Genomic DNA, 26216 nt, shown 5'->3' with positions numbered 1-26216 from the left:
CCATCGAAGACTTTCATGAATTTTCTCGGTATGTGGAGACAAGGATGACTGACGGAATCGAAGCAGTGACCCGATCGGCGCTCGCGCTCGCGCTCGACGCAGCCAGCATGCGCCAGCAGGCGATCGCGACCAACATCGCCAACGCGAACGTCGTGGGCTACGTACCGCAGCGTGTGAGCTTTGAATCTCAGATGGTCGAGGTCCAGCGCAGCATGGAGCAGTCGGGTCGCATCGACGCGTTCGCACTTGCGCAAGTTCGCCCGCGCATCGAACCGGCCGTGGACGAAACGGGTGCTGCGGGGCAGGTGCAACTCGATGTGGAGGCCGCCGAGATGGCCCGCAATGCTGTCCATTACCAGGCGCTCGTCAAGGGCCTGTCGCGGCATTTTTCGATTCTTTCAATGGCTGCCGGCGACGGCAGGAAGTGAGTACAGCCATGGACTACAGCCAGTCTTTCGCCATCAGTGCCGTGGGCATGAACATCGAGCGCACACGCGTGGATGTGGCCGCGTTGAACCTTGCCAATGCCAACACGGTGCAGGGTGTGGGAGGTGTCAGCTATCAGCCACTTCGCGTCATTGCCCAGGCGGGCGGATCCGGGCCGGTGGGCTCTGGCGGAGGCGTTGCAGCTGCGTTCGGCGCGCTTGTTGCCCAAGGTCTGGATGCCGATACGAGCGCGGCATCGGCACCGACGGTGCAGGTCGTGCCGACCAATGCACCTGCGCGCCTGGTCTACGAGCCGACGCACCCGCTGGCCAACGACAAGGGCTACGTGGCCTACGCTGCGGTGGATAGCGCGACGGAGATGGTCAGCATGATGAGCGCCACGCGTGCCTACGAGGCCAACGTGTCGGCCATGAACACAACGCGCACGCTCGCGTTGCGCGCTCTGGACATCGGGAGCAACGCATGAACACGTTTCTGCCCGTCGAAGCCCTGTCGGCGCTTTCTCCGCAGGCGCAGTCCATGGTCGCCGGCACCCAGGCGTTGCCTGCCGTACAGGCAGGCGGTGCTGCTGGCGCGGTCGATATGTCGAGCGCTCAGGACATTGCCAGCGTGTCGGCGCCAGGTTCCTTTGGCCGCATGGTGTCCGACGGCATCACGCAGATCAACAGCAAGTTGGTCGAAGGCGAGATCGGGCTGCAGAAACTGGCTGTCGGTGACGCACAGAACCTGCACCAACTCATGATCAATCTCGAGGAAAGCCGCCTGTCGTTTCAGGTCATGATGCAGGTCAGAAGCCGGCTGCTTGAGGCGTATCAAGACATCATGAAGATGCCGATATGAACTTCTGGCAAGGTTTGACGCACCGCGCTCGCGCGGGGTTGATCGGTGGTGTCCTGATCATCGTTATCGCGGTCGGCGTAGCCGCGTGGTGGGTGTTCCATACGGAGTACCAGGTTCTCTTTTCGGATCTCAAGCCGCAGGATGCGCAGGCGATGACGACCGAGCTCGAACGGTTGAAGATCCCGTACCGCCTCGGCGACAGCGGCACCGCGATCCTCGTCGACAAGGCGACGGTCCATGCCACGCGCATCAAGCTGATGGGCAAGGAACTGCCGCTGCAGGGGGCGGTGGGGTTGGAGCTATTCAACAACACGGATTTCGGGATGACCGAGTTCGCGCAGAAGATCAACTATCAGCGTGCACTGCAGGGCGAGCTCACCCGCACCATCCAATCGCTGTCCGAGGTGCGCGAGGTCCGTGTGCTGCTTGCGCTGCCGGAGCAGGGGCTCTTCAAGCAGGCGACCTCCAAGGCCAAGGCCTCGGTCACACTCACGATGCGCCAGGGCCAAGCTTTGCGTCCGGAGCAGATCACGGGTGTGCAGCGTCTGGTTGCAGCGGCGGTACCTGGCATGGCGACGCAGGACGTCACGATCGTCGATGGCCATGGAGTGGCGCTCACCAGGGCCGAGGCTGGCAGCGGCGAGTTCGACTTGAACAGTGCCCGGCTCGACCTCAAGCGCGACACGGAGGCCTATCTTTCCCGCAAGGTGACTGCCGTGCTGGACCGCAGCTTTGGCGCTGGACAGGCGCTTGCCAGCGTTGACGTCACCCTGAACATGGATCAGATCCGCACCACGACGGAGGATGTGCTGCCTGCCGCTTCGCGCTCCGGCCTTCAGTCCACGGGTGTGATCGTGCGCGAACGCGAGATGCTGCGCGACAACGCGGGCAACGACAGCCGGATGGTCGACATGGGCGGTCCCCGCGCTGGCAGTGCGCAGCGTGATGTCGAGTACGCGGTGGGACGCCGGGTCGAGCAGGTCGTGAGCCAACCGGGCTCGATTCGCCGTGTCCAGGTCGTTGCCGTGGTGCGCAAGGCGCTCGATGCCGTCCAGGAAGAGCAACTGCGCAAGGTGATCGCCGCAGCGGTAGGGGCTTCGCTCGAGCGAGGCGACACGGTGGTCGTCCAGTCACTGGCGAACCCAGCCACGACCTCGTCTAGCGTGCCCATGACATCGGCATTGGACGCAGGTGCAAAGGCAGGAGCGGGATCCGTGCCGGTGGCGATCGATGAGGAGATCGTCGCTGCGCCCACAACCGCTGTCGCGACGGATGCCGGCGATATGGGATGGCTGCGCTGGATCGTGGGAGGTGCCGTGCTGGCGGGGGGAGGCCTATGGCTGTGGCGCGCCAGGGCGCGTGATCAACGTAGCACTGGACGTGCGGCTCAAGGTGCCCCGACGGTTGCCCCGACTGGTGCGGCAATGACCGACGCCGAGCGCGCTGCGGCGTTGCGCCGCGTGCGCGAATGGCTGAACGAGCCGGACGCGATCACCGCTGGTGGGACGGTCAACACCCGCGGAGGCCGCGGATGATGTCGCTCGTTGGAGGCTCGGTCGTCGGTTCGCCCGGACAAGCGGGCGGCCTCGAGCGCAGTCGTCACTTGGGTGCGGGTGTCTCCGAGTCGGGTGGCGCGCGTCACGCGGCGTTGCTGTTGCATGCCATGGATGCGGAAGATCGCGTGTGGGTACTGAACGCGCTGTCGGAAAGCGAGCAGGCGTCGATGCACCGTTTGCTGGCGGAACTCGAGGCGCTGGGCATCGAGCGGGATGCGACACTCGTTGCGCAGGCCACGACGGGCATCGACTTCGATGAGCCCCCAGAGCAAACCGACGAGGCCAGGCTCATGGCGCTCGACGCGGTGGGCGTTCAGCGGGCCGTTGATTGTTTGCGCGCGGAGCCGGTCGGACTGATCGTCCAATGGCTGCGCATGGCACCATGGCCATGGAAGCCCCAGTTGATCCAAGCGCTGGAGCCGGTGCAGCGCAGGCGCCTGGAAGAGGCGCTGTCCACACCGCCAACCGTCAGGCAATCCGTGCCGCCGGCGATGCGCGCGGCCCTCATCGCCGAGGTTGCGCGGTACGTGCGATCGGCGCCCGAGTCCGAATCCATCCGTTCGCCTTGGCAGCAGATCCGGCACTCGGTGGGAAGCCTTTGGGCCCAGCGTCGAGCGCGTCGGAGTACGCAGCGATGACACCTTCGCTTCCTCGCGACAGAGCGCTCCACGACGCGGTGGACGCGCCTGAGCCGGCGGCGCGGGTGCTGCGCGATGTTGTCTTCCAGGGACAGGTCTCGCCCGGTAGGCCTCGCCATGCGGCCGTTGGGATATCTGCGCCGAAGGACGAAGCTGCGCTGAAGTTGGCGGCCAAGCGCTCTCCTGCGGCTGGTAGCGCGTCGCCCTCGTCGGCGATATTGCCGACCACGCCACCAGCGTCCACTTCCCCGTCTGTCCCAGGCCTCGCCACCGCAAGTGCAGCGCCGACTGCCGCCCCTTCGGGGGAGGACTCGGGCTTTCGCCGCGGATACGACGCGGGGCTGGCCCAAGGCCTTGCCGAAGGCCGCGCAAAGGCCGCTGAGGAAGCGCGACAGGCCAGCGAATTGGCGAGCGCCAAGGCACAGCAGGAGCTTGCCGAGCGCTCGGAGAAGATGGGCCGCGAGCTGACACAGCAGGCGCAGGCCGCGTATCAGGCCCGTGCCAAGGTGTTGACCCAGCTCTTGGAGGCGTTGCCACAGCGCATCGAGGAGCGGCTCGCGGCCGTCGAAGACGACATGCTGGCACTGTCGTTCGAGGCAGTGTGTCGAATCCTTGGGGAACATGCCGCAACGCCCGAAGGTTTGCGTTCCCAACTGCTGCAGTCTGTGCGCGCGCTGCGTGGAAGGCGCTTGGTAGCGGTGCATCTGCATCCCGACGATCTCGCCGCCGTGCAGCGCGAGTCCGCACATGTGCAGGTCCTCGCCAACGAGGACATCCAGTGGATTGCGGATCCCGAGATCCTTCTGGGCGGTTGCATCGTTCGCTCGCCCGAGGGCGGTCTCGACGCCCGGCTGGAAGTACAACTCCAGTCGTTGGGAGGTCTGCTGCAGGATTCGCGGTCTTCGGTCAGACCCGCTGCCGCGGAGGGTGGGGTCTGATATGAATGCATTGGCCACGAGCCGCCAGGCATTGCGCGCCGCTGTCTTGTCGCGGCGCATTGGCTGGGTGCGGGAGATGCAGGGTCTGGCGATCGATGCCTCAGGTCCCGACGCCGCTGTGGGGGAGTTGTGTCGAATCGTGGTTCGGTCTGCTGGTGGCACGGACCGCGCAGCCGGACGGAGTGCCGATGCCGGTGGTGTCCTGGCCGAGGTGGTCGGTCTCAAGCCGGGCCGCGTCACGCTGATGCCCTACGGCTCCATCGAAGGCATTGCTGCCGGCTGCGAAGTTCATGCCCTGGGAGCGGATTCGCAGATCGGTGTTGGTCCCGCTTTGCTCGGGCGTGTGATCGATGGCTTTGGTGAGCCGCTTGACGGCAGACCGAGGCCGATGGCGACTTCGCGTCGCTCGCTCAAGGCCAAACCTATCAATCCGATGCAGCGCCCGCCAATCGATCGGGTGCTGGAGACCGGCATTCGAAGCATCGACGGGTTGCTCACACTCGGACTGGGCCAGCGTGTAGGCATCTTCGCGGGCAGCGGTGTAGGCAAGAGCACATTGCTTGGGTTGCTGGCCCGTCATGTCAAGCCGCAAGGCACCGTGGGTGGAGTCGCACAGCCAAGCGGGATCAACGTGATCGCACTGATTGGTGAGCGTGGGCGGGAAGTGCGCGAGTTCATCGAGAAGCAACTTGGCCCGGACGGACTGGCCCGCTCGGTGGTCATCGTGGCCACCTCAGACCAACCCGCGCTTGCGCGGTTGCGCGCGGCCTACGCGGCGCTGTCGATTGCCGAGCACTTTCGCGACGAGGGCCGCCATGTGCTGCTGACCATGGATTCGATCACGCGCTTCGCTATGGCGCGCCGCGAGGTCGGCCTGTCTGCCGGCGAGCCACCGACGGCTCGGGGCTACACGCCTTCGGTGTTCGCCGAGCTTCCTGAACTGTGCGAACGGTGCGGCATGGCGCCCGGCGGTGGGTCGATCACGGCGTTGCTGACGGTGCTGGTCGAAGGTGACGATTTCAATGAACCCGTTTCGGACGCCCTGCGCGCCATCCTGGACGGCCACATCGTCTTGACGCGTCAACTCGCCCATCGTGGCCACTATCCGGCGATCGACGTGCTCAAGAGCGTCAGCCGGCTGATGCCGGAGTTGGCCAGTAAGGAGGAGCGCTCGCTTGCGGTGCTGGCTGTGCAGAAGCTCGCACTGTTGGAGCGCAACCGTCAGATGATCGACATCGGCGCCTACGAACGAGGCTCGAACGCCGAACTCGATCGCGCATTGGATATCGAGCCGGCGTTGCAGGATTGGCTTCGTCAGAGCCAGGGTGGCGTGGAGCGCGCGCAGGCCATCCAGGCGCTGCGCACCGCGCTGGCTTCGAATCCAGGTGCGGTGCAGCGTGCTGCCGGAGGCAACGCATGATGGCCTCATCCAGCGTGGAGAAAGCGGGCGTGCCGCGCGATATCGATGCACGAGGCTTCGTCTACGCGCTCGAACCGGTACGGCAACGCCAGGAGTGGCGCCTCGACAAAGCGATGGCTGCACTGGCTCAAGCGCAAAAGAGGCTTTCCGAAACCGAGGCAAAGATGGCAAAGCTGATGGCGTCTCACGACGAGCAAGCGCAACTGCTGAGCCAAGCGCTGGTCCAGCGCCTCGATCCGACCGCGCATCGCCGCAGTCTGGCGTATTTGACCGATCTACGCGGACAGTGGCACCAGGCGGACGCGTTGGCGAGGGAGCAACGCGCGGAATGTGACGCGTTGCGAGCGCAGTGCCTGCAGGAACAGGTGCGTCTCGAGGGCCTCACCCAGCACAAGGAAGACGCTCTCTTGCAGTACGGTGATGAGGCGCGCCAGCGCAGCCTCACCGAGCAGGATCGTGACTGGCTGGCGCGTCTGCCGGCCAACGCCGATCGCTCCGATTTTCAGGAGGACCGTCAATGAGCACGACCGATCCCACCGGAGCCACGCCCAATCCGGCAGGCCTTCTCAAGCGGCCGGTCTCTGCGGATGATGCCCGGTTCGGCGACAACTCCGAACGTCGTCTTGCCTGGGCCCGTGAAATGGAGCGTGCGCAACTGGACAGCTGGTTCAAGCCGATGCTGGCCGCACCCAGGAACAACGAGCCTGAAGTCCCCAGGACAGCGAGCGCAGGGCCGATGCGTGGTGTTCACACGTCCTTTGCGTTGTCACAGCCGTCGCGGCGGTTTGTGACAGTCGAGGATGCACAGTCTTCGAAGCAAGCTTCCCACGAAATCTACGATCGGTCTTTTTCGGAACGTGAGCGGCTCGGTCAAGAAGCTGGAGAGGGCGAAGCTCTCCCGCAATCGTTGTCTGCGAAGCACGATGTCCGGAAAGCGCTCCGCACGGATGCCTCGTCACATTCACGGTCGGCATCTCAGGCCCTCTCGGCGGAGACGCCCAGTGCTTCCGCGAGCGAACTTGTTGAGCACTCCGGTATGTTGCCCGCGCAGAAGTTCGTGCAAGGTGAGCATTTCGCCGGCGACGCGCTCGATGAACCCAGGTCTTTCGGCATGTCTAACCTTGCGACCGTTGCATCCGACGCGCAAGCCATCGCCACCACGCAGGTCCCGCCGATGCCTGTGTCCGTTGCGACATCGGAAGGGCTGGATGCATCGCCTGTGGGGATGCTTGATGCACCAGGGAGGGTACTTCCTGCGCAGGTCGAGATTTCTTTTTCGCTTGCGGCTGCACAGGCGCCCGCGCTTGCCAACCCAGAGGTCGATGTCGCTTCGACGCGAGCGGGCGTTGACTTCGCACTTGCAGCAAATCCGATGGGTGAGGCGCCAGTTGGTGCACAGACGTCAACGCAAGCCCGAGGTGTGGACGTCCACCCCGCCTCGCAGAACCGAAACCCAAGTCCGGTCCGCTTGCATGAGGAGAGCACGCCGAAAGGGCAGGCCGTATGGATTGCCATGCGCGCGGACGACGCCACGCTTGCCGCGATGCTCCCCCAGTGGATCGACGATCTGCAACGCGCGATGCGATCTCGCGGCGAGCGGCTGCACCAGGTCGTGTGCAACGGTCAGATTGTCTGGCGTGACGGCAAGTCGGCGCCTGTGCGGGCAGCGATGGGTGCGAATGCTCCCTCGTACCCATTCATGTTCGATTCGATCAATTCCAAGGAGGCGTGATGGCCATCGATGCAGTGAGCGGTTCCGGTACAGCCAACCTCCAGGCGAACAGCCTGGGGATGGAGGACTTCCTGAAGATCCTTCTGACGCAGCTGACCTATCAAGATCCCATGAAGCCCGTGGACAACCAGCAGTTCATGGCACAGATGGCCCAGTTCACGAGCCTGGAGCAGACGCAGCAGCTCAACACCAAGATCGAGACGCTGATCACCAATCAGGCAGCGCTGCAGTCTGTGGGGCTGATCGGCAAGACCGTGGACGTGATCAGCGCCTCCGGCACGGTCACCGGTACTGTCAGCGCGTTGTCGCTGTCGGGCGATGCGCCGCTTCTGACGGTCCAGACCACCGCCGGCGCCACGCTGAACAACGTGTCCCTCAGTCAACTCGCCGCGGTCCGCTGATCGCAACTTCATTCCAAAGGAAAAACCCATGCTTGAATCGATCTATGTTGGCATGACAGGCCTGTTGGGCTACTCGAAAGGCTTGCGCGTGATTGCCAACAACACAGCCAACCTCAACACCCCGGGCTTCAAGAGTTCGAGCCTGCAGTTCGCCGATATGTTCTACAGCGGCAGCGGTGCGAGCGGCAGCGCCAATCAGGGTGAGCACGTGGGTTTCGGCCTGAATACGGCCGGTACGACCTTGTCGTTCAAGCAAGGCGAGTTGCGCCAGACCGGCAACGATCTGGACATGGCCATCGATGGACAAGGGCTCTTCGTGCTCAAGGACGAGCAAGGAAAGATCACCTACACGCGCGCCGGTCAGTTCAAGTTCGACACGGATGGCACGCTGGTGAATCGGATCAACGGCGAGAAGGTCATGTCGATGGACGACAGCGGTAGTCTGGCCTCGATCTCTTTGAACGGCAAGATGATCAACCTAGGCAAACCCACGACACGCGTGGATTTTTCCGGCAACTTGTCCAACACGGTCACCGAGCAGACAACGGCTGGAATCAACGTCATCGACGCCGGTGGTGCCAGTCACGCACTGTCGGTCAAGTTCTCCGTCAAGAGTTCTGACGCGACCGGCACGACGATGAAGGTGGAGTTGCTCGATGGCAGTGCCGTCGTCAACACCAGCGAGATGGTGTTCGTCAACGGCAAGCCGACGGCCGCCACCGCGACTATCCAGGCCACCTACACCCCGACCGGCCAGCCTCCCATGGCCCTCACGCTGGATTTCAGTTCCGACGTCGTGTTGTTCGCCGGCCAAACCAGCCTCAAGGTTGACTCTCAGGATGGCGTCGGACCTGGCTCGCTCAGCGGCGCTGCCTTCGACACCACCGGGACCTTGGTGATGACCTACTCGAATGGGCAGACCGTCAAGGGAGCCCGATTGGCGCTTGCACGCTTCGACTCGTTGGACGCCGTGGGTTCGGTTGGCGACAACCAGTTCGAAGCACTGGACCAGAACGCCTGGCACTACGGCTCGGCAAGCGACGGTGCCTTCGGCAAGGTCCAATCCGGGCGCGTGGAAATCTCCAACGTGGACTTGTCCCAGGAGTTCAGCGACCTTGTCATCATGCAGCGTGGTTACCAAGCCAGTTCGCAGGTCATCTCGACGGCCAACGACATGCTGCAGGAACTGTTCTCGATGAAGAGCAGATGATTGCCTCGACGATTCAGGAGCGGCACCAAGGTGCGCCGAAGAGCGCGCTGCTGGATGCGGATGCATCGATGCGCTACGCGCGGACGCTGCGCAGCTGGTCGCAAGCACACAGAGCCGACCTGAGCTCGCGCTTCGCGGCGCTGGTCGATGCGTGGAGCCAGGAATGGCTTCCTGTGCGTACCGATGTCGTCGCAACGCGCGTGGATGTGCTGGAGCCCGACGGTATCTGGGGCCTGGAGTCTTCTGAGACCGCGTGCTGGGCATTCGATCCTGTGCGCCGTGCGGGTGATGCTCGCGCGAATCTCTCCGGGCCGCAAGGCGCCTCGGCAACGCAAACGGACGCGACCTTGCCAGCGATTCGCGCGTTGGGCGAACGCATGTTTGCGGCGGAGGACGGTTCGGCGAACCTGTCGAGCGCTTCGAGTCAGCTCAAGACCAGTCTCACCGCGCCCGGCGGTATCGGCTTGGCGGGGACCCTGGCGCGCGCGGCTTGGTCCGATTGGATGAATCGCCTTGGCGTGTTTCTGCAGGATCGGCCGCTGCAATCTCGAGCGGGCCTCGACACGGCCGTTGCGCGACCCTGGTGCGGCGCGCTGTTCATTCGCGCAGCTTGGTGTGGCGGCGAATGGACGCTTGCCTTGCCTTGGGAAGCGGTGGCGGGTGTGCTCGGCGACGATTCGAAACACCCTGTCGGCGCGAGCGCAACCGCTGCGCACAGCCGCCAGCCCAAGATACGGCTCGACAGCGTGCTGTCTGACCATCGCGTGACGTTGCATGTGATGCTCGAAGGAGCGCAGCTCGACCTCGGACAGATCCAGGGCTTGCGCGTAGGCGACGTCATTCCTCTCGAGCATCGTCTCGATGCGGCCGCACGGGTCCTCGGCACGGACGGCGAACATATCTGCGACGGCTGGTTGGGACAAAGCGAAGGCCATCTGGCCGTGGAGCTCGCTGCCATGCCTTCGCTCGGTTCTTCCGAGCCAGCGCGCTCGCCGCAGCAGACGACACCATCGCTCTCGTTCGGGCGCCCCCAGAACAACACTCAAACATCGAAGGGAAACTTCAAATGACGACCGCTGTAGAAGGGATTGCGGCAGACACTCGCGTGAGTGCCGCAGATACCAGAACCCGCCTGGGCCAGAGCCATTCTGCTCATCCGACAGCCCAGATCATCGCCTTGCCCGATCTGCATCCGAACGCGGAAGGTGATGGTTTGCAGACGTCGACTGGGGCAGGCGTGCTCAAAAACTGGAATCCGCTCCACCAGATCAAGGCCAAGCTCCAGGTCGTGGTGGGAGAGGCCAGCATCTCCGTGGGTGAACTGCTCGCAGCCAAGGAACATCAGGTCTTGCGCCTGGACCGCGAGATCGATCAAGCGGTGGACCTGACCATCGAGGGCAAGGTTGTCGCACGCGGTCAACTGGTTGCCGTGGATGGACATTTCGCAGTTCGCATTACCGAGCTGCCCGTGGCGTTGGGCCTGACTGCCGGGAACTGAGGGGATGACTGAACTGGCACCGTGGTCGACCACGGCCGAGAGAGCCTGTGCGCGCGGCGCCTCTTGGCGGCGACTCGTTGCCGCGGGAATGTGGATGGTCGGTGTCTGTCTTGCGGCGCCCAGTTGGGCGCAAGGTGCGCACGAACGATCCGCCGAGGAAATCGCCCCGCAGCAGCCACACGCCGCGGGCGCGTCACTGCCCTCGAGCATTCCGGTGCGGCGGGACAGCGCAGGCAGTGGGGATCCGGACTTCGGTAGCCGCTGGTGGGCGCTGGCATTGCCTCTGGGTGGCCTGCTGTTGTACGGCGTAGTGATAAGGCGCCGCAGGCGCGGTGCCAAAGTGTCGAGCGATGCGCTCGGTGCTCCTGGCAATGCGACGGCTTCCTGGCTGCGCTTCGGTGGATGGATTGACAAGGTCTCGTCCAACGAGATCCAGCGTGTCGCGAGTACCCGGCTGTCGCCGCGGCACAGCCTCCATGTCGTGGTTTGGGATGGCAAGCGGCTGTTGCTGGGCTGCACGGATCAATCGATCCAGGTGTTGTCTCAGACCTCCGGGGCTGGATCCGGGTCACCATCGGCTGCGGAAGAGAGCGCGCAGATGGAGAACATGCAGGGAGAGGGCAGGCAATGAAGACCTGTCGTCAATCACGCTCGCTGGCATGGTTCGTCCTGCAGCTGCTGACGTTCATCGTCTTCGCTTGCGCCTGCGCTTTCAGTGCGAGGGCCCAGGAGGTCGTTGGGGCCGAGTCCGTCGCGGTGCCACCGCAGAGCACGGCTGCGCTTCGTGACGCTACCTCCTCGGACGTGTCGGCCCTTCCGGAGTCTGGCGGCGACGCTTCTGTGCAGCCGACGCCCTCGGCGCAGGTGTCTTCGCCTCCCTTGCCAACTGCGCAAGGGCTATCGACATCGGGCTCCGTTGAACGCTCGCCGAGTGCCGTGAAAGCACCGTCGGTGGGTATGGGCGCCGTGCGTTTGGGTGCGACTCAGCCTGCGCGCAGTCCCGCGTCGGGTGGTTCGACTTCGGCCGCGGCTACGCCAGCGACGGAGACCGCGCAGGCGTTGCGCGTCGTGCTCGGCCTGACGGTTTTGGCGATCCTGCCGGCACTGCTGGTTTGCCTGACCAGCTTCCTGCGGATCATCGTCGTCTTGTCCATGCTTCGGCACGCTATCGGCATGAACGAGACGCCTCCCAACACGGTGCTGATCGGGCTGGCGCTCTTTCTCACCCTGTTCACCATGTCGCCCGTGCTGCAGAAGGTCAACCATGATGCTTTCGAGCCCTTCATGGCAGGGAAGCTTTCGATGGAAGATGGCTACGGCAAAGGTGTGGCGCCCCTACGCGAGTTCATGGTGCGGCAAACACGCGAAGCCGACCTGGCGCTCATGGTTGAACTCTCCAAGGCACCCACGCCAAAGTCGATGGAAGACATCAGCAACGTGCAGCTGATTCCGTCCTTCATGCTGTCGGAGTTGCGCGCGGCCTTTCAGATCGGCTTCGTGATCTTCCTGCCGTTCCTGCTGATCGATTTGATCGTCTCCAGCGTGCTCATGGCTTTGGGCATGATGATGATGCCGCCGACGACGATCGCACTGCCTCTGAAGATTTTGATGTTCATCCTTGTGGACGGCTGGAGTCTGGTGCTCAAGGCGTTGGTTGGCAGCTTTCACTGACCGGCCATCGTCGATGCGCGACTGAAAACCCATGGGACGTTTGAGCTCCTCGCTGCCCAAAGCTGCGGTTATCCCGCTCGCTTCGCTTCCCGTGTCGGAAACGGTGGCTGGCGGCACTGCGCTGCATGGCGTTGGGGAGAAGTTGCCGAAAGAGCCAGATCTGAGTGCATCGCTCTGGGCACGCTGGCGTACGGCAGGCGATGAAAGCGCGCGCGAGGCCTTGATTCGTCACTATCTGCCTTACGCCCGCATGATGGCGGCTGGGCTCTATGGTCGTCGCTCGCACAACGATGTGGAGTTCGAAGACTACCTGCAGCTGGCAAGGGTCGGTCTGATCGAGGCGGTGGATCGGTTCGACCCGACACATGGCAACCAGTTCAACAGCTTCGCTTCGAAACGCGTGCATGGAGCGATCTTGAATGGCTTGGTGCGGCTGACCGAGAAGAATCAACAGATCAGCGTGATGATGCGATTGCGCCAAGAGCGGCTCGCATCGATCAAGGAAGCTGCGGCGCAAGATGAGACCGATGTCACGACAGAGTCCGAGGCCACGACTTCGTCGCAGCGCCCGGAAGCCGCCACGGCGCGCAGTGCCGACAAGCTGTTCAAGTACTTGGCGGAGGTCGGGATAGGTATCGCCCTGGGGATACTGCTCGAAGATACCGGCATGGTGGACGCAGAGGCCTTTGACGGGGAGGAGGCCGTGCATGCGCCCTCACCGGAGGTCAGCTATTTCCGCAGAACCGAGATCGTCCAGCTGGGCACTCTCTTGCGCAGCTTGATGGATCGTCTCAGCGATCATCAGAGGACAGTGATCCGATACCACTATCTGCAGGAGGTCCCGTTCGACGAGATCGCCTCAAGAATGGGCCTCACTCGCGGACGGATCTCGCAGTTGCATAGACAAGGGCTGCTGCGGCTGCGCGAGTTGCTCGGCAAGGATGCCCGGCTGGACGTGTCGTTGTGAACTCGTTGCTCAGCCAGACCTTCATCTTCATCACCAATCTGATCGCCCACTGCTGCCATGAATGACATTCCCGCGAACCCAAGCAATACTTCGACGCCTTCTTCAGCTGCGGCTGCCTCGCAGGCTGAGCCGCGCGTGATCGCTGCGCGGCAGCGGCTTGAGCGAATGGAGGGTTTCCTGCGCGAAGATCCGTCGAACAATGCACTGCTGATCACCGCCTTCGAAACGGCGCTGTCCTGCGGTGAGTGGGAGCGCGCCGACTTCTACATGCGTCAGGCGCAGGCATTGCGTGCCGACGAGCTCGGATGGCGCTTGCGTGAAGGTGACTATTGGTTGGCGCAACAGCGCTACGACGAAGCGCAAGCCGTGCTGGAAGCGCTTGCGGATATGCCGCAGCCCCCACCTGGGTTCATCGACGTGCTGATGCACAACCTGGCATTCATCGCGATGCGCCGAGGCCGCAACGCCGAATGCGTGGAGCGACTTGCAAAGGTCCTGGAAGCACCAGCGCCTCCCACGGCGGCAGCTGGACAGGGTTCTTCGCCGCCCGTGGCTGCGCGTGCCTTGCAGCAGCTATGGCTGCGTGCTCTGCATCACGACGGCCAACTCGAGCGGGCGATGAAATGGGCGCTCGCGGCACAGCAGCATGGAACGCTCGACCCGCAAGCAGCAGGAATCGCAAGCCTGATCGCGATCGACGCTTCCGACTTCCCAGCGGCGCAACGATGGTCCGACCTGAGTCTCGCAAGCGGTACACCCCAAGAACAGCCGCCAGAGGCGTTCACGACCAGTGCCTCACTGGCCTTGGCCAGAAGGGATGCGGCAGCGGCCAGCAAGCTCGCCGATGCGGCACTCGAGCGGCATCCAGGTGATGGACGGGCTTGGTCGACACGTGGATTCGCATTCCTGCTGAGCGGAGAACTGGGGCAAGCGTTTCAGGCGTTCCGACGCTCCCTCGCCGTCATGGGTCAGCACATCGGTACCTGGCATGGATTGGGTTGGACTCAGCTCCTGCAAGGAGACTTGGCCGGTGCCCAGGAGAGCTTCGAGACGGCGCTCGGCATGGATCGGAACTTCGCGGAAAGCCATGGCGGGCTGGCGGTTGCGTTGGCCATGCAACAGAGGCAGGGTGAGGCGAAGGAGCATGCGGAACTGGCCCTGCGATTGGATCGTGCCAATCTTTCCGGTCGCTATGCTCAGGCGCTGTTGACGGGTGACGTCAAGGATGCCAGCGATGTGCAGCGGTTTGGTCGACGTCTACTGGCCGGGATGCCGGGTCCCTTGGGAGAAGATATGGGTGATCTATTTCCCGCGAAGTGATTTTTCAAGGCCGTGATCGCCTTCGCAGTGGCCGCATCACTCCCGACAAGAACTCGGTTTTTTCCGTACTGCAAATTCCGCGATAAGCTTCTTCGCGACGGCTGCGTTCGGCCAGATGCGGACATCGAACCGTTCTTTGCAAATGTCTTGTCGTTGATAGAAGAACCCTATGCCATCCCATGATGTTTCCCAACGCTATGCAAGGCTCTATTCCCTCGCGGCGCGCGGTGAGACCGGTGAACTTCTTGCAGAGGTGTCAGCGCTTCTTCGCGATGAGGGAGATGATGACGTAGGAAACTGGGCATTGATTGCAGCAGCGGAGGCTAACCAGACCGACACCGTTGTCGCGTTGCTTGACGCAGGGGCAAACCCCAACGGCGCATCTGTTCGCCAGCACATAAAGCCTCTTTGGAAGGCAGCGAAGCGAGGCAGCCTCGACGTCGTTAAGTTGCTTTTGTCCCGCGGCGCTGACCCATATGGCACAGACAACCTCGGGATGACCGCGCTCGACTACGCTCGTCGCTACTCGCGCACGGATGTTGCAGCGCATCTGGAGTCGTTCGTGGGGAACGCTCGCCTTGGCGCATCTGGTTCGTTTCGGGCGACCGAGTAGCATGGCGGGAGCCGGCCATAACAATTCATGGCGTTTTGAAAGAGGAAGGCCCCGGCAATGAATGAACTCGCGTCGCTTCAAACGTGGCTCGATGAACGAATCCGGCAGACGTCCTACGCAGTCGAGGCGATGAAGGGTCGCAGTTCCACCCTTGTCCTACCCGACTGCATGGAGCGCCTGACTCGCTACAAGCAGGCGCGTTTGACGCTCGAAGAGTATGACGAATTCATGAGGGATTTGGAGCCGCCACGCTCTCCCTGAAGTTCGGCTTCGGAGCAAGTCGTACAGCCGCTTCGGGCCCGAAGCGGCTGTACGCCTCGCTCCAAAGCGGTCACTGGCCGGCCGTGGTGCGGTAGGATTCGGTCACCGATGCTGGCACATGACGGACTGGGGAAGCACTGATGGGCGTTCGAGTAAAGACCGGAGACCTCTTCTGTGTTCCTCTCAACGACGCCGCCTTTGGGTTGGGCATCATCGCGGCGAGCTGGCACTCAGAGCTTTACCTCGTGCTCTTTGCTGAGACGGTCTCAAGCGAGCAGCTAGCGGACGTCAACACCGATGTGCTGACACCGCTGCTGGCGTCCTCCTCGCTCGATGCGAAGCTGTTTGTCGGCGACTGGCCCATCCTCCGAAGCGGGGTCGACAATACAGCTCTCAGTCAGCCTATCTACAAGATAGAAGAGCCTGACGGCACCATCGCCGAGTCATTCGACCGAAAAATTCGCTTCCCAATCTTGACCAACGTTGCTGAAAGACTTCAGCATCGAAAAGGTGTCGCACCGGTTAGGTTGGAGAAGGCCTTAAAAGCCCATCACGGCCTTGGCGAGTGGCTGGCTCACTTCGATGAGCTTCTTTACATCAATGTGCTGCACTCAAATTCGGTGCTGACGGAGTCAGGGCTCCTGCCCGCCGTGCGCCCGAACTGAACTTCCGGTGTTGGCCGGAAGGCGCCGGTTGCTAGCCGCCGCGAACACCGATGGCGCTCCGTAGCCTACGGAGGTCCGGCGCATCGGAGTCGACGAAGAAGAGGTCCTCTGTGACACCGGTGACATTGTCGGCAATGCCGATGACGAACTCGCGGGCGTATGTCGAGCGCAGCGTCGCCAAGTACCCGGCAACGCTCTCAACGTCTCCGAACCATCCTTCAGGCTCGTCGCCTGGTTCTGGCAGTGCCATGTTGATACCAAGGTCCCAGTCGGGTAAGTCGTCAGGGTGGCTGCCGGCCCCCTCTGCCTTCTGATTCACCACAGCCGGCCTTGATGTGACTCAGCCTGGCGCAGTCGCAAGCTCGACAAGGCGCTCCTCGATGGACGTGGCGACGTCTTCTAGGTCAGCGCCGTCTACGTACGCATACAGGGTGTGTCGTTGCATCGTCTTACTGGAGAGTGGGTCGGAAGGTCAGCTTCTGGCCGATTGAAGCCGATATGTGGTCAAGCTGGCACATATGATCATTTTGCAGAAAGATCTCGATCAAGAATCAAAGCTTCGACGTTTCGCTTCAACTCGGATGGCTTGAAATCAAATCTAACTGCACGAGGACCGCTCCAGTTGATCCCCACAAGTAAGCCGTCGCGCTCCATGTCCGCGATCCACTTCTTACAGAACACGTCCCAGGAAATAGCTTCCGGATGGAAAGCTGAGTAGGCTGGAACTGTCGCGATGATCTTTTCTGCACGAGACCTCGACGACCAGAAGGGCTGCGCACGCTGCCCCGAGGCAGTCTTAGGAGCGGGATAACCGATATCGTCACTGACGGTCCACAACGTTCTCGACCGCGCGACTTCACGGTAGAACGCCCAAGCTTGCGATCCCGATTGCGACATACTAGGTTTGCGTTCAAAAGGCCGATGTTGGCCGCATTCTGCCGGAGCAGTGAACGGCCGGTTGTGGCCGGTACCGGCTTTCACTTCTGACCGATGGTGGCCATTCAGGACCTTAGGAGGCTCTTTGTAGGCGCCATTGTGAGAGATACCTCGGTGCAGCCTTGCCCACAAGAGACACTGGGATGCACTCCCGAACCTGGTCGGTGGAAAACTAGAGGTGAACCACAGCGGCTGCAGTTGAGACTTTCACCGGCCATGACTGCATGCAGCATCACGTCCATAGCTTCCAGCTCTCGAAGCAACTCGCGACGTTTGGGGTCATTGGTGGCGCTCACACTGAACTCTTTTACGAGGTTGATGGAAATTCCGCTGCTGGCCTATTGCGGGCTATCGTATCAGCGGCGGCTAGGAGCCCTCAGCGACACTCGTTCTCGGATTATTAGTGAAGTGGGAGCTTACGTCCAAGATGATCCTTTCAAGGTACATAGTGGGCGCTCAGTCCACTGTCATGCTTAAAAGCGACTTCTTCGATCTCGATCGCGATCAGTGGAAGCGCCTCGATGCATGAAGCGCCGAATTTCGCACGGACTGTCGCTTCGCCTGCGTACGTCACTCTTGAGCCGCCGAGCATTGGGATAGTCTTACTCCATTGACTAGTCAAGTCGCCGACGTCCAATGGAACAATAATTCCCGTGCGTCTTTCGGACGCTGAAGGACAGAGGACAGCAAGCGCCCCGGTCACGATGAGAAAACCTTGAGCTACCTCAATCTGCGTTGGCCGCATCTCTATCTTTCGAGCGAGCAGCTCACCAACAGAGATCAAAATCAGGTTTGATGTCATCACGAATGCCTACCGGAAGCCGCTTGTTTAAGGCGGACCTCTGCAGCCCTCAGGAGGCCACAACCACGCCTTTTAACTGCGCTTTGCAGAATGACCGCTCTTGGCCGACTGCAGGCTTGATTCATTGTGAGCAGTTAGACCAAGCGGACGACGCGGAAATCGGGTTCCGGTGGTTCGGCGCCCGCGTCCAGCAGCTTTTGCAAGACGTCGGGTGAGCAGTTGCCCCAAAAGGCGAACTTGATGGCATCCATCCCGTCCTCTTCTCTTTTATAGCGTGCGTCCGCACCGCTATCTAAGAGGGCTATTGCGGAGGCGCTTCCCTTCTTCTTACCGGCCGAACATGCATTCATCAAAGGCGTCATCTGGTTGCCATCGAGAACGTTGAGTGGAGCGCCAACAGAAAGCAAGTATTCGACTGCCTTTCCTCCCCCCGTGCTGGCAGCAGCGTGGAGTGCCGTGCGGTTCCATAGCGGGTCGCGCTCATGCACAGAGGCGCCATCGTCGATGGCGGTGCGCATCAATTTGACGTTGCCCCTTTCGGCCGCCGACATCAGCTTGCTGAGCGGCCCTTTGTTGTACTCCTGAAGGATGCTGCGGATTTCGTCGGTCGTCATGGTGGTGCCGTTGAAGGTTTTTCGGTAAGCGCCCGCAGTATGCCGCGCGACGCCGTTCGATTGGTTCTGGCCGATTTGAACGGCGACGGCGAACGGCTGCTCCTGGCCGATAGCCGAAGTCCAACGAGCCGCCGGGGTGCTGTCAGTCCTTCGAGATGAATTGCCGTATACGTCTAGCGCATAGTGCGTGTATGAGACGGGCCCTCTCCTGGAGAGACAGCGTCGGCCAGCAAAAAGTCCCCCGCTTCGCGCATGGCCTCTTGCAGCTCCGCATCAGCTTCCATGCGCTGCATCACCGTATCAACAAGTTGATCGAAAGCGTGACCATCGATCCGGTCACGACCAAGCGTTTGGAGCAAGAGAGATTCCAAGAAAAGACGGAATGCCTTGCGTTGACGCTGAGGATCATCGGGAGACAAGGCCCGCACTCGAAGAGCAACCATCTGCTGAACCTGCGCGTCAGCGCTGCCGGTTCCGAGAGGGCTTGATTTTTCATCATCAGCCGCGTTTGTGCGACCTCGCGCGATCTCCGTCGAAGCAGCTTCGCGCGTGCGTGACTGCACTTGGAACTGCGCTCTGAATTGAGCGCGGATCATCGATGCGAGCTGCGTGGTGGGATCGATCATTCAACGACGGTGCGAAAGTATTGCCGAAGACGGAGCCGTGGGGATCAGTGCAGCCGGCCGTGTTGCCCATAGTTGGCAAGCAAGACATGCGCGAGCGAGTCCTCTGCCGTTTCGCTACCACTGTCTAGAACTTGATTCTCCTGCATTGAGGGGGCGTCAGATCGGCCCAGCAACGCTTCAATGCCTGCGACTACCTTTTGGATGTCGCTGGAGAGCGCTTCGTTCGCACTATTGAGTGCCAAACCCTCGGTATAGCAAGCGAGCGCTTCGTTGAACTGGTCCTGAGCCAGGGCCGCGAAGCCTCGAACGAAGTGGGGCAGCGGATCAGTGGCAGGAAGATCCAGCAACGGTTGCCAAGTCAGTAACGCCACTGCGGCACGCCCCGAACTGAACTGGAGCAAGCCGAGCTGATAACGCGCCAAGGGAAAGTTGGGTGCAAGCATCGTGGCATTCGCCAAGGCCGCCTCGGCATTGACCATGTCTCCGAGAGCGGCGTATTCAGAACCAAGCATGAACTGCGGGAGTGCGGCACTCGGCTGAAGTGCGCTTGCATGCTGAAAACCTTCGATCGCTCGAGCAGCGTCGTTCGCTTGGCTCGCCGCCATGGCGCCGGCCATGAGCGCTTCAAATGCTTGTTGGTTGGAGTCTTGCATGAGCTTGCCTCAAATCTGGCTGTAAGGATCGAACCGAGAGGATGGGATTGTCCCCTAGTGTGCAAAAACCTCGAAAAAATCGGCGGGCTCCGCGAGGTTTTTTGTCAGGTTTGCTAAACGAGACGAGATTTCCACGGATAAGTTGGGAGGGCGATATCTGGCTGCAGGGCTAAAACGCCGGGCAGGGTCCTCTTGAACATCACTCGGAAGAAGCCGTCGGAAGCGATCCGGGATGATTTCGAGCGGGCAGCGCCCTACAGAGGCCGACGGAGAAGGTCGGTGTACATAGCAACTTGAGGAACTTGAATGTCGAAGAATAAAAGAGGGCACTTTGCTCTTTCGTTGTGCCTTGCCCTGTTGATCTCTGGGTGCGGGGGTGGGGGAGGAGGTGGTGGTGGAGGGATTCCAATTCTGCCCGGGACGTCGACGACGACGCCGACGTCGAACTCCAATCCACCGCAACCTGAGACACCGGCGGATCCACCAGCGCGTCCCATGGTGACGGCGCGCTACTCCTACATATTGGGCGATGCCGACGTGCAGAATTTTGAGATGTTTCTTGCAGATTTCAATAGCGCGAAGTTTACAAAATGGGAGCCATTTATATTTTTAATATCCTCTGTTTTTGATTCCGCTCTTCCGAAGTATCGTGCTGTCTACCAACGTCGCGACGACTCCGAATATGTGCATCGGGTTGTCCCGTCTGTAGATGCTTTCAAAGTTTCTACGCTCAAAGCGATGGGTGCAGATGGCTATCTGGACTCGACGACGGTGGGCCTTATCTCGGAAACGGGTGGCTTTCCGGCGATTTTCAGTAAAGAAACCACGTCAAAAAGCACATATGAATTCGCAGATGCGGGGCTTTTTCCGCTGAAAGAAGAGGGCAAAGCCGAATTTATCGCGTCGTTGAACAAGTTGGGCGAGCAAGGATACTGCAGGCTCGCCCTCGAAACTGAGTCTTCAGACAACGCATCATCCCCATGGCGCGCGTATCTGGCGCGAGAAAAGCCGACCACTGCAAGGTGTTCGTTCAGCGCCGGTCCTGCTGTTACGACAAGAGAAGAACGCGTTGTTATAGGAAACAAGCTTGGCGCTGAGGGGAAAGTCCGGCTGGGAAATCTGTTTGGTTCGACCGCCGAGGATCTCTATGTCAAGGACACGACGCAGCAGGCGGTCTTCAAATCTCACGTGGTCGAAATTGCGGTGGACGGATGGACTGGTGGAATTGAAGATGCCAAGAAGATCGTGGCTCTTCTCAACGAGGAAGGAGCTCGAGGGGCTGTCCCGACGGACATTCGCTCAATGCCACCTGAAAAGAAGACTTCCGTGATCTTTACTACGGCTTACGACTGCACCGGAATTCTCTGCCGCTGACATTCGGCAAGCTTGACTCACCTCGCTTCGGCTGACCTCGTTGGTTCAGAACGAAGCGAGGACAGATTGCCCCTTGGTGACTTTACGAAGTGCCAGTGGTCGCATCGGGTGAAGCTCGTTGTCTACTGGTCTACGGATGCAAGGATGCGAATTTTCTTGCGAAAGGTCGGGCGCAGAATCGGACCTTCGATACTCTCCAAGCGCAGGCCGAACGCGCGACGAAGGGTTCCGTCCAAGATGCCCAACCCAAACTGATATTCGTTTTCGCACGATTGAGCAAACTGGTCTCCTTCGAGATACATGCAGGAGCCTCCACAGATCTGCAGCACCGGGCAGTTGCTGCAGCATTCCCTGTGCGCCCAGTGCGTGGAAGTATCCAGCCGCACATCTTCCATATTCAATGCCGAGCCGAGACGGTGTTCACCCGAGCCACCCGTGTTGTGGCAGGTCAGAACGTTGGAGTGAAGATCCACGGCAAGATGATCGCTGCGATCCATGCCGCATTTCTGCCCCATTGACGTAGACGGGGTTTCCAGCTCGATGAACTTCAGAAAATTCCTCGCTCGCTCGACGAGTGCCGGCATCTTGAGTGCCTCGCCGGTCTCGAACGATTCGGCAACGGCGTGCTTGAGCTTCCCATACTGTTCCTCGGACCATACGCCCGGACCCGCGAGTGCCTTGTCGTCATGGGTGGCGACAACCCCTTCGAAGGATGTGACGATCGAGTCGTCGCCGAGCTTTTCGACGAACCAGCGCCTGATTGCGGTTGGATCGCAGTTCTGCGGCGTGAGCACTGAGCTGATCACCATACGTTGGTGAGCTTTTCGATCCTCCCACAGGCTGCGAATCGCCTGGAAGCGGTCGGGATCGTCGAGTGGATCCTCGCCTCGCACATGCTGGCCGGGGCCGTCGTGCGAGAGCGTGATGTTGATGTCGTAACGTGCAATGAAGTCCACGATCTCCCGTGTCAGCAGGCTTCCATTTGTCACCATGGAGAAGTCCGCATTCGGGAATCGTCGGTCGAGCTCTGGGACGAGAATCTCGAGCTTTCGGAAGTAGAGCAGCGGCTCACCGCCCCAGAATTCGATCTGGTCGGGTGCTCCTTCAATCCAGGAATCGAGGTCGCGCAAGAATGCGTAAGCGTCCGAGGTCTTGGTCAACGCCATCGAGCCGACTTGGCTGGATTGATTGCAGTACGTGCAGCTGTAGTTGCACGCCAGGCCGAGCTGGATTTTCAGAACGGAGGGGTTGCTCTGCTTGCCGGCCGGCTGCCCTGGATGGACCCGAAAGGCGTCCTCCCAGGTCACTGATCGGGCCGCGGCTGCGTCCGTCGCGAGAACGGGTGTCCCGTCAAAATTCGTGAGACCGCTCGTGTGGGGGTCGTACGTCAGGCGTACAGCACTCCCGGCCGTATTCTTGCAATGGAACGTGAACATCCGGGAGGCCTCCGTCGACTCTTTTGATCAGTGCGCGCTCGTACGCAGCACGCGGCGCTTGGCGCGCGGCGTGTCGGGCAGCGGCGAGATGGCGCCGCAGTCGTTGGTGGCGGAACCTGCGATGAAGATGGATTGGTCAGACAGAAAGTCGATGTTTCTGGCTTCGACCACCACTTTGCATTCGAGTTGAAGGGTGGAGGCGCGACGCTCTGCGGTGTTGTTGGTGAGATGGTTTTTCATGGGTACTCCGGGTTGAAGATTGGTGAGGGGAAAGGAAATGGGTGCGGTGCTCGATATGGGCCTCCTGGCATTCCGAAGTCAGGTGCAGGGGTGAATGCCGTGAGAGGCGGAGAACTTCGATGAGGTCCTGAGGGACGCCACGCACCGGAGGCCCAGAGGCTCCAGTCCGTAGCCGAACCACAATGGGATCAAGCCGGTTGCGAACGCCCTGGCCACATGCAGGGGCTGGCGCCCCTGATCGATTGCGGCTTCCGGTGGCGTCAGGTCGCAGAAGATGACGTGATGGCCTTTTTCGAGCAGCACCGCCAGAAGTTCGGCTGAGGTTTGTGCGCGAGCGTAGGCAGCGATCTCTTTGGTTGTCGCGAGCGCAGTATTCCGTAGCCACCAGTCCGCCTTGTCGAAGGACGATTTCGTCGCGAAATACTCGCCGTGCTGGTTTGCGCTGATCACCTGGCTGGCCCGCAGGGCCACGCCAGCGGCTTTGCCGTGGTGCTGCTGAATGCGGCTTTCTGCCTCGCCGATGCAAGCGTCTAGCGCTTCATCCAACTCGAGGCCCGCGCCAGTTGTCAAGGCAGTCATGCTTCCGGCGCGGCTTTGAGCGAAGCACGCGACCACCGGCAGCACATCCGAAGGCAGCCAGTGCAAAGAAATGGCGTATCCAGCCGCTCGCAGTTGGAGGAGACGCTCGCGGGTGGGGGCGGCGATCGTGGATTCGTTGATCCTTGCGGGGGCGCTTCCGGACAGCCATTGCCGGCAGAAGGCATCGCGTTCGACGAGTTCCATGAGCGCGCGGGTTTGCGCTGTTTCCCTGTCGCTGAATGCGGCCAACCCCGAGGTGTTGGATCGGGTGAACGGCGTCTGCGACTTGCCGCCGTTCAGCGCGCTTGCAGCGTAGACGCACTGCGCCATGACCCACCTGGATCTCCCATCGGAAGCATCGGTGGCTTGAACCCATGGATATGCGCGGGCGGAAGAGAACGGCTGAAATGGAAAGCCCGAGCGGCGATGCTGCGCGGCCGAATAAGCTACCAGCTCCTGGGGATCGAGGGCGTCGTCGCCGATGTCCCCGATCCGCGCGTGCTCCAGGCTGTGTGGGGCGCTGCACCAGCCTATTCGCTCCCAAGCCTCGGCCTGCGCCTTGATGGCGGCAGTTCTGGGGCTCTGCGAGCGGCCAGCCGCCCAAAGCGTTTGGCCCTCGGCGCCGGGGGCGAGGAGCGGACCCGCGACGGCGATCCGGGCGGCCAGCGGAAGCGCCAGCGTGTGCTGCGGGACGGGATGGACGGGAGCCCGTTCGTTGGCTTGAAACGCAAGCGCCTCCTGTTCAGGCGTCGGTGCCGCACCGATCAACAGCGCAGGGAGCGGGTAGAGCGCTTCGGGAAGCCCGAAAAGCGCCTGGACTTCGGTCTCGACCGTATCGCCGCGAACGATGGAGCTTGCCTGTTCCTCGAGCGCGGCGAGCGCGGCGTTCTGCAATGCGTGGCCTGCTTCGATCATGGCCAGCGTCAGGGCGCGATTGCCGTACTTCTCGCTGATGAAAGGCAGGTCTGCCACCGGGAAGATCGCCGCGTGTGCGTAGCGCAGGGAGTGAGGGGCAAGGAGGGTTGCCCACGCGCTGTCGATGGCGCCAGGCAAGCTGGAAAGTGTGAGCGCGCCGCCGAACTCTTCGGTGGCGTGGTACTTGATTTCGTAGAGGCCTGGCGCGTAATGCTCGGTCGGGCGCATCAGCGCGATGAACCACCGCAGACCGTACAGCGCACCTCCCGATGGAACGGTGCGGCGCGTTCGCCCGCGGTGTTCTTCGAGCACCCCATAGAGTGACCATAGGATGTTGACCAGCGCTTGCAGGGGCAGCGCGCGATCGTCGAACGTCTGGGTACTCCTGCGCTGCCGCAGGGCCTCCTGAAGCCTGGTCCTTGTTGGCCGAAGAAGGCTGCCGGAGTCCGCGGCGGTATTGAGCTCGTCGTCCGTCTTCTGGCGTAGTGCCCGCATCGCTTCCAGGCTCCCGGCGGGGGCGCCGAGCGGTTGGGGGGCCCAGCCTATTCGCGCCTGGTTGGCAAGTGCGTGGCTGGCCTCGATCAGGACCCCCTGATCGATCAGTGCCTGCAGAGAGCGTTCGACTTCGCCACCTGGCCAGCGTTGGCTGAGTCCAGAGTGCACATCCGTCCAGGCTGTCTTGCCGTCGCAGTGTCTTTCCACCTCCCGCAGGAACTCCGGCGGAGCATGGACGCGCAGACGCTTCAAGGGGAGTTCGCACTGGACCCCGGTACGCAGGTATGTCCAGCGGCCTGCAACCACCGGCCATCTCGGTCTGAGGTTTGACGAGATGCTTGGACCCACGGGATTCGTTACCCTTCGATCTCGGCGGTCGCGAGAGGCAAAGGCTCACTCATCGCCGGCGTTGTGTACCTGATGTCGAGCAGCGAAGCCAGCATGGGGCCGTATCCCGAAGGGGGCAGGATGGGATTGGAATTGGCCTCGAGCCACCAGACCTTCTCGTCCTGGTCGACGACCGCGTCGAGCGCGCACAAGACGGGGAGTCCAAGCTCCTGCTCAAGCGCGTCGTTGATGCAGTTGCCCATGAGTTGGATCTGTGCACGCACAGGGTCTGAGAGCTTTTCCAGATCGCTGTCGGACTGAGCTTGTACCGGGAAGTCCTGGTACCTGCGGCCGTACCTGTACTCGATCAAGACGACCCTGCCGGCCTCAGGAACGTCTCCCAGTTCCAAATTCTGAAAAGCCAGCGATGAGGCCAGCCACTGCTTGTCAGTGTTCTCGGGCACTTGGCCATCCAGGCGACCTAGCTTCCGTGCAACCAGCGCCGCGACCGTTGACAAACCGTCCCCCACGATAGTTGGGCGATCGTGGCAGTGCGCGTGGACCGGATGGGCTCCCCAGAACCAGACCTTCAGGTTCTTCCCGGTGATGAACTGCTCCGCAAAGAGTCCTTGCGTCGACAAGCTGGAGTGCTGAGGGTCGCGCCACGCTTGAGACTGAGCAGGATACGGACCGAAAACCGCATTCCCGAAAGAGCCCGAGGACAGCTTGAGCAAGTAGTCTTGCGGCACTGGCTCTGTCAGTTCCCAGCGTTGCGGTGCTAGCAAGCCGTGACGGACCAGGAAGTCCTTGAACATGAGCTTGTCGCTCGACAGCGGCCATCGCAGCGGGCGGTAAGGGAGCCAACCGATGAATCCGGTGGTGTTCGGACTGAGGGCGGTCGCGTAGCTCATGGTACTGCCGCCGTTAAAGAACTGGGGGTGAAGGTGGCAGCGGACTTGTCCCCATTCGATCTCCAGACCGAAGGTTCTCATGTCCAGTCGGACCTCTGCGTCGTGAGCGACGGCCCAGTCCTGGACAGCCC

At 61.7% G+C, this 26216-nt stretch carries 31 protein-coding genes; 21 read left to right on the top strand and 10 right to left on the bottom strand.

Annotated elements, in window-relative coordinates:
• Nucleotides 1–44: 44 nt before the first annotated feature.
• The 20 genes from AC07PU_RS31595 to AC07PU_RS31500 all read left to right on the top strand — a co-directional run bounded on the left by AC07PU_RS31595 (nucleotide 45) and on the right by AC07PU_RS31500 (nucleotide 16177).
• Nucleotides 45–428 (top strand): flagellar basal body rod protein FlgB, encoded by a 384-nt coding sequence (locus AC07PU_RS31595; RefSeq protein ID WP_495322237.1) that lies wholly within the window; start codon nucleotides 45–47, stop codon nucleotides 426–428.
• A gap of 8 nt (nucleotides 429–436) precedes the next feature.
• On the top strand, nucleotides 437–913 hold the full coding sequence (gene flgC, locus AC07PU_RS31590) for a flagellar basal body rod protein FlgC (protein ID WP_495322236.1): 477 nt from the start codon (nucleotides 437–439) through the stop codon (nucleotides 911–913).
• Nucleotides 910–1287 (top strand): flagellar hook-basal body complex protein FliE, encoded by a 378-nt coding sequence (fliE, locus tag AC07PU_RS31585; RefSeq protein WP_495322235.1) that lies wholly within the window; start codon nucleotides 910–912, stop codon nucleotides 1285–1287. The genes flgC and fliE overlap by 4 nt, the downstream gene beginning before the upstream one ends.
• The gene (gene fliF / locus AC07PU_RS31580) at nucleotides 1284–2822 is read left to right on the top strand and encodes a flagellar basal-body MS-ring/collar protein FliF (protein ID WP_495322234.1); all 1539 of its coding nucleotides are present in this window, start codon (nucleotides 1284–1286) and stop codon (nucleotides 2820–2822) included. The genes fliE and fliF overlap by 4 nt, the downstream gene beginning before the upstream one ends.
• On the top strand, nucleotides 2819–3481 hold the full coding sequence (locus tag AC07PU_RS31575; RefSeq protein ID WP_495322233.1) for a hypothetical protein: 663 nt from the start codon (nucleotides 2819–2821) through the stop codon (nucleotides 3479–3481). The genes fliF and AC07PU_RS31575 overlap by 4 nt, the downstream gene beginning before the upstream one ends.
• Entirely contained in the window at nucleotides 3478–4419 is a 942-nt protein-coding gene (locus AC07PU_RS31570; RefSeq protein ID WP_495322232.1) for a FliH/SctL family protein, read from the top strand. The genes AC07PU_RS31575 and AC07PU_RS31570 overlap by 4 nt, the downstream gene beginning before the upstream one ends.
• A gap of 1 nt (nucleotide 4420) precedes the next feature.
• Nucleotides 4421–5839, top strand: a complete 1419-nt coding sequence (locus tag AC07PU_RS31565; protein WP_495322231.1) for a FliI/YscN family ATPase — start codon at nucleotides 4421–4423, stop codon at nucleotides 5837–5839.
• Nucleotides 5836–6360, top strand: a complete 525-nt coding sequence (locus AC07PU_RS31560) for a hypothetical protein (RefSeq protein ID WP_495322230.1) — start codon at nucleotides 5836–5838, stop codon at nucleotides 6358–6360. Before AC07PU_RS31565 ends, AC07PU_RS31560 begins: the two co-directional genes overlap by 4 nt.
• Nucleotides 6357–7571, top strand: a complete 1215-nt coding sequence (locus tag AC07PU_RS31555) for a hypothetical protein (RefSeq protein ID WP_495322229.1) — start codon at nucleotides 6357–6359, stop codon at nucleotides 7569–7571. Before AC07PU_RS31560 ends, AC07PU_RS31555 begins: the two co-directional genes overlap by 4 nt.
• Complete coding sequence (locus AC07PU_RS31550) at nucleotides 7571–7972, top strand: flagellar hook capping FlgD N-terminal domain-containing protein (protein ID WP_495322228.1); 402 nt, start codon at nucleotides 7571–7573, stop codon at nucleotides 7970–7972. The genes AC07PU_RS31555 and AC07PU_RS31550 overlap by 1 nt, the downstream gene beginning before the upstream one ends.
• Before the next feature lie 28 nt (nucleotides 7973–8000).
• On the top strand, nucleotides 8001–9182 hold the full coding sequence (locus AC07PU_RS31545) for a flagellar hook protein FlgE (protein ID WP_490875172.1): 1182 nt from the start codon (nucleotides 8001–8003) through the stop codon (nucleotides 9180–9182).
• Entirely contained in the window at nucleotides 9179–10252 is a 1074-nt protein-coding gene (locus tag AC07PU_RS31540) for a FliM/FliN family flagellar motor C-terminal domain-containing protein (RefSeq protein WP_495322227.1), read from the top strand. The genes AC07PU_RS31545 and AC07PU_RS31540 overlap by 4 nt, the downstream gene beginning before the upstream one ends.
• A complete protein-coding gene (locus AC07PU_RS31535) occupies nucleotides 10249–10680 on the top strand; it encodes a FliM/FliN family flagellar motor switch protein (RefSeq protein WP_495322226.1) in 432 nt (143 codons plus the stop codon). The genes AC07PU_RS31540 and AC07PU_RS31535 overlap by 4 nt, the downstream gene beginning before the upstream one ends.
• Nucleotides 10681–10684: 4 nt before the next feature.
• Nucleotides 10685–11311 carry a flagellar biosynthetic protein FliO gene (locus tag AC07PU_RS31530; RefSeq protein WP_495322225.1) on the top strand — a complete coding sequence of 209 codons (627 nt, stop codon included), beginning with the start codon at nucleotides 10685–10687 and terminating at the stop codon, nucleotides 11309–11311.
• Complete coding sequence (fliP, locus tag AC07PU_RS31525; RefSeq protein ID WP_495322224.1) at nucleotides 11308–12351, top strand: flagellar type III secretion system pore protein FliP; 1044 nt, start codon at nucleotides 11308–11310, stop codon at nucleotides 12349–12351. The genes AC07PU_RS31530 and fliP overlap by 4 nt, the downstream gene beginning before the upstream one ends.
• Nucleotides 12352–12382: 31 nt before the next feature.
• Entirely contained in the window at nucleotides 12383–13318 is a 936-nt protein-coding gene (locus AC07PU_RS31520; protein ID WP_495322222.1) for a sigma-70 family RNA polymerase sigma factor, read from the top strand.
• Between the two features lie 57 nt (nucleotides 13319–13375).
• Nucleotides 13376–14638 carry a tetratricopeptide repeat protein gene (locus tag AC07PU_RS31515; protein ID WP_495322221.1) on the top strand — a complete coding sequence of 421 codons (1263 nt, stop codon included), beginning with the start codon at nucleotides 13376–13378 and terminating at the stop codon, nucleotides 14636–14638.
• A gap of 169 nt (nucleotides 14639–14807) precedes the next feature.
• The gene (locus AC07PU_RS31510) at nucleotides 14808–15251 is read left to right on the top strand and encodes an ankyrin repeat domain-containing protein (RefSeq protein ID WP_495322219.1); all 444 of its coding nucleotides are present in this window, start codon (nucleotides 14808–14810) and stop codon (nucleotides 15249–15251) included.
• A gap of 57 nt (nucleotides 15252–15308) precedes the next feature.
• Nucleotides 15309–15512 carry a hypothetical protein gene (locus AC07PU_RS31505; RefSeq protein WP_495322218.1) on the top strand — a complete coding sequence of 68 codons (204 nt, stop codon included), beginning with the start codon at nucleotides 15309–15311 and terminating at the stop codon, nucleotides 15510–15512.
• A 140-nt stretch (nucleotides 15513–15652) separates the two neighbouring features.
• Complete coding sequence (locus AC07PU_RS31500; RefSeq protein WP_495322217.1) at nucleotides 15653–16177, top strand: hypothetical protein; 525 nt, start codon at nucleotides 15653–15655, stop codon at nucleotides 16175–16177.
• A 31-nt stretch (nucleotides 16178–16208) separates the two neighbouring features.
• On the opposite strand, the gene AC07PU_RS31495 is transcribed toward AC07PU_RS31500, so the two are convergent.
• The 6 genes from AC07PU_RS31495 to AC07PU_RS31470 form a co-directional block, all read right to left on the bottom strand.
• Nucleotides 16209–16496, bottom strand: coding sequence for a hypothetical protein (locus AC07PU_RS31495; protein WP_495322216.1), 288 nt, complete (start codon nucleotides 16494–16496; stop codon nucleotides 16209–16211).
• A gap of 203 nt (nucleotides 16497–16699) precedes the next feature.
• Entirely contained in the window at nucleotides 16700–17158 is a 459-nt protein-coding gene (locus AC07PU_RS31490) for a DUF2750 domain-containing protein (RefSeq protein WP_495322215.1), read from the bottom strand.
• 391 nt (nucleotides 17159–17549) lie between these two features.
• The gene (locus AC07PU_RS31485) at nucleotides 17550–17915 is read right to left on the bottom strand and encodes a hypothetical protein (protein WP_495322214.1); all 366 of its coding nucleotides are present in this window, start codon (nucleotides 17913–17915) and stop codon (nucleotides 17550–17552) included.
• Between the two features lie 134 nt (nucleotides 17916–18049).
• Entirely contained in the window at nucleotides 18050–18529 is a 480-nt protein-coding gene (locus AC07PU_RS31480) for an ankyrin repeat domain-containing protein (protein WP_495322213.1), read from the bottom strand.
• Nucleotides 18530–18702: 173 nt separating this feature from the next.
• A complete protein-coding gene (locus tag AC07PU_RS31475; protein WP_495322212.1) occupies nucleotides 18703–19155 on the bottom strand; it encodes a hypothetical protein in 453 nt (150 codons plus the stop codon).
• 44 nt (nucleotides 19156–19199) lie between these two features.
• Entirely contained in the window at nucleotides 19200–19808 is a 609-nt protein-coding gene (locus tag AC07PU_RS31470; protein WP_495322211.1) for a hypothetical protein, read from the bottom strand.
• A gap of 495 nt (nucleotides 19809–20303) precedes the next feature.
• On the opposite strand from AC07PU_RS31470, the gene AC07PU_RS31465 reads away from it, so the two are divergent.
• Nucleotides 20304–21182, top strand: a complete 879-nt coding sequence (locus AC07PU_RS31465; RefSeq protein WP_495322210.1) for a hypothetical protein — start codon at nucleotides 20304–20306, stop codon at nucleotides 21180–21182.
• 122 nt (nucleotides 21183–21304) lie between these two features.
• Here AC07PU_RS31465 and AC07PU_RS31460 read toward each other — a convergent pair whose 3' ends face one another.
• The 4 genes from AC07PU_RS31460 to AC07PU_RS31445 all read right to left on the bottom strand — a co-directional run bounded on the left by AC07PU_RS31460 (nucleotide 21305) and on the right by AC07PU_RS31445 (nucleotide 26085).
• Nucleotides 21305–22618, bottom strand: coding sequence for a radical SAM protein (locus AC07PU_RS31460; protein ID WP_495322209.1), 1314 nt, complete (start codon nucleotides 22616–22618; stop codon nucleotides 21305–21307).
• 27 nt (nucleotides 22619–22645) lie between these two features.
• Nucleotides 22646–22858, bottom strand: a complete 213-nt coding sequence (locus AC07PU_RS31455) for a hypothetical protein (RefSeq protein WP_495322208.1) — start codon at nucleotides 22856–22858, stop codon at nucleotides 22646–22648.
• A gap of 78 nt (nucleotides 22859–22936) precedes the next feature.
• The gene (locus AC07PU_RS31450; RefSeq protein WP_495322207.1) at nucleotides 22937–25099 is read right to left on the bottom strand and encodes a YcaO-like family protein; all 2163 of its coding nucleotides are present in this window, start codon (nucleotides 25097–25099) and stop codon (nucleotides 22937–22939) included.
• Between the two features lie 104 nt (nucleotides 25100–25203).
• Nucleotides 25204–26085 (bottom strand): hypothetical protein, encoded by an 882-nt coding sequence (locus AC07PU_RS31445; RefSeq protein ID WP_495322206.1) that lies wholly within the window; start codon nucleotides 26083–26085, stop codon nucleotides 25204–25206.
• Nucleotides 26086–26216: the final 131 nt, after the last annotated feature.

The organism is Variovorax sp. GW821-FHT10D07, from assembly GCF_059415325.1.
The sequence above is the reverse complement of the archived record's forward strand: the minus strand, read 5'-3'. Positions and strand labels throughout refer to the sequence as shown.

What these genes read in the sequence shown, in the direction of transcription:
- AC07PU_RS31555 (WP_495322229.1), top strand. Translation starts at nt 6,357, where the DNA reads ATGAGCACGACCGATCCCACCGGAGCCACGCCCAATCCGGCAGGCCTT.
- AC07PU_RS31550 (WP_495322228.1), top strand. Translation starts at nt 7,571, where the DNA reads ATGGCCATCGATGCAGTGAGCGGTTCCGGTACAGCCAACCTCCAGGCG.
- AC07PU_RS31505 (WP_495322218.1), top strand. Translation starts at nt 15,309, where the DNA reads ATGAATGAACTCGCGTCGCTTCAAACGTGGCTCGATGAACGAATCCGG.
- AC07PU_RS31445 (WP_495322206.1), bottom strand. Translation starts at nt 26,085, where the DNA reads ATGAGCTACGCGACCGCCCTCAGTCCGAACACCACCGGATTCATCGGT.
- AC07PU_RS31460 (WP_495322209.1), bottom strand. Translation starts at nt 22,618, where the DNA reads ATGTTCACGTTCCATTGCAAGAATACGGCCGGGAGTGCTGTACGCCTG.
- AC07PU_RS31570 (WP_495322232.1), top strand. Translation starts at nt 3,478, where the DNA reads ATGACACCTTCGCTTCCTCGCGACAGAGCGCTCCACGACGCGGTGGAC.
- AC07PU_RS31545 (WP_490875172.1), top strand. Translation starts at nt 8,001, where the DNA reads ATGCTTGAATCGATCTATGTTGGCATGACAGGCCTGTTGGGCTACTCG.
- AC07PU_RS31500 (WP_495322217.1), top strand. Translation starts at nt 15,653, where the DNA reads ATGGGCGTTCGAGTAAAGACCGGAGACCTCTTCTGTGTTCCTCTCAAC.
- AC07PU_RS31485 (WP_495322214.1), bottom strand. Translation starts at nt 17,915, where the DNA reads ATGACATCAAACCTGATTTTGATCTCTGTTGGTGAGCTGCTCGCTCGA.
- AC07PU_RS31540 (WP_495322227.1), top strand. Translation starts at nt 9,179, where the DNA reads ATGATTGCCTCGACGATTCAGGAGCGGCACCAAGGTGCGCCGAAGAGC.
- AC07PU_RS31535 (WP_495322226.1), top strand. Translation starts at nt 10,249, where the DNA reads ATGACGACCGCTGTAGAAGGGATTGCGGCAGACACTCGCGTGAGTGCC.
- AC07PU_RS31595 (WP_495322237.1), top strand. Translation starts at nt 45, where the DNA reads ATGACTGACGGAATCGAAGCAGTGACCCGATCGGCGCTCGCGCTCGCG.
- AC07PU_RS31455 (WP_495322208.1), bottom strand. Translation starts at nt 22,858, where the DNA reads ATGAAAAACCATCTCACCAACAACACCGCAGAGCGTCGCGCCTCCACC.
- AC07PU_RS31530 (WP_495322225.1), top strand. Translation starts at nt 10,685, where the DNA reads ATGACTGAACTGGCACCGTGGTCGACCACGGCCGAGAGAGCCTGTGCG.
- AC07PU_RS31480 (WP_495322213.1), bottom strand. Translation starts at nt 18,529, where the DNA reads ATGACGACCGACGAAATCCGCAGCATCCTTCAGGAGTACAACAAAGGG.
- AC07PU_RS31465 (WP_495322210.1), top strand. Translation starts at nt 20,304, where the DNA reads ATGGTGACGGCGCGCTACTCCTACATATTGGGCGATGCCGACGTGCAG.
- AC07PU_RS31575 (WP_495322233.1), top strand. Translation starts at nt 2,819, where the DNA reads ATGATGTCGCTCGTTGGAGGCTCGGTCGTCGGTTCGCCCGGACAAGCG.
- flgC (WP_495322236.1), top strand. Translation starts at nt 437, where the DNA reads ATGGACTACAGCCAGTCTTTCGCCATCAGTGCCGTGGGCATGAACATC.
- AC07PU_RS31565 (WP_495322231.1), top strand. Translation starts at nt 4,421, where the DNA reads ATGAATGCATTGGCCACGAGCCGCCAGGCATTGCGCGCCGCTGTCTTG.
- fliF (WP_495322234.1), top strand. Translation starts at nt 1,284, where the DNA reads ATGAACTTCTGGCAAGGTTTGACGCACCGCGCTCGCGCGGGGTTGATC.
- AC07PU_RS31515 (WP_495322221.1), top strand. Translation starts at nt 13,376, where the DNA reads ATGAATGACATTCCCGCGAACCCAAGCAATACTTCGACGCCTTCTTCA.
- AC07PU_RS31560 (WP_495322230.1), top strand. Translation starts at nt 5,836, where the DNA reads ATGATGGCCTCATCCAGCGTGGAGAAAGCGGGCGTGCCGCGCGATATC.
- AC07PU_RS31520 (WP_495322222.1), top strand. Translation starts at nt 12,383, where the DNA reads ATGGGACGTTTGAGCTCCTCGCTGCCCAAAGCTGCGGTTATCCCGCTC.
- AC07PU_RS31475 (WP_495322212.1), bottom strand. Translation starts at nt 19,155, where the DNA reads ATGATCGATCCCACCACGCAGCTCGCATCGATGATCCGCGCTCAATTC.
- fliP (WP_495322224.1), top strand. Translation starts at nt 11,308, where the DNA reads ATGAAGACCTGTCGTCAATCACGCTCGCTGGCATGGTTCGTCCTGCAG.
- AC07PU_RS31510 (WP_495322219.1), top strand. Translation starts at nt 14,808, where the DNA reads ATGCCATCCCATGATGTTTCCCAACGCTATGCAAGGCTCTATTCCCTC.
- fliE (WP_495322235.1), top strand. Translation starts at nt 910, where the DNA reads ATGAACACGTTTCTGCCCGTCGAAGCCCTGTCGGCGCTTTCTCCGCAG.
- AC07PU_RS31470 (WP_495322211.1), bottom strand. Translation starts at nt 19,808, where the DNA reads ATGCAAGACTCCAACCAACAAGCATTTGAAGCGCTCATGGCCGGCGCC.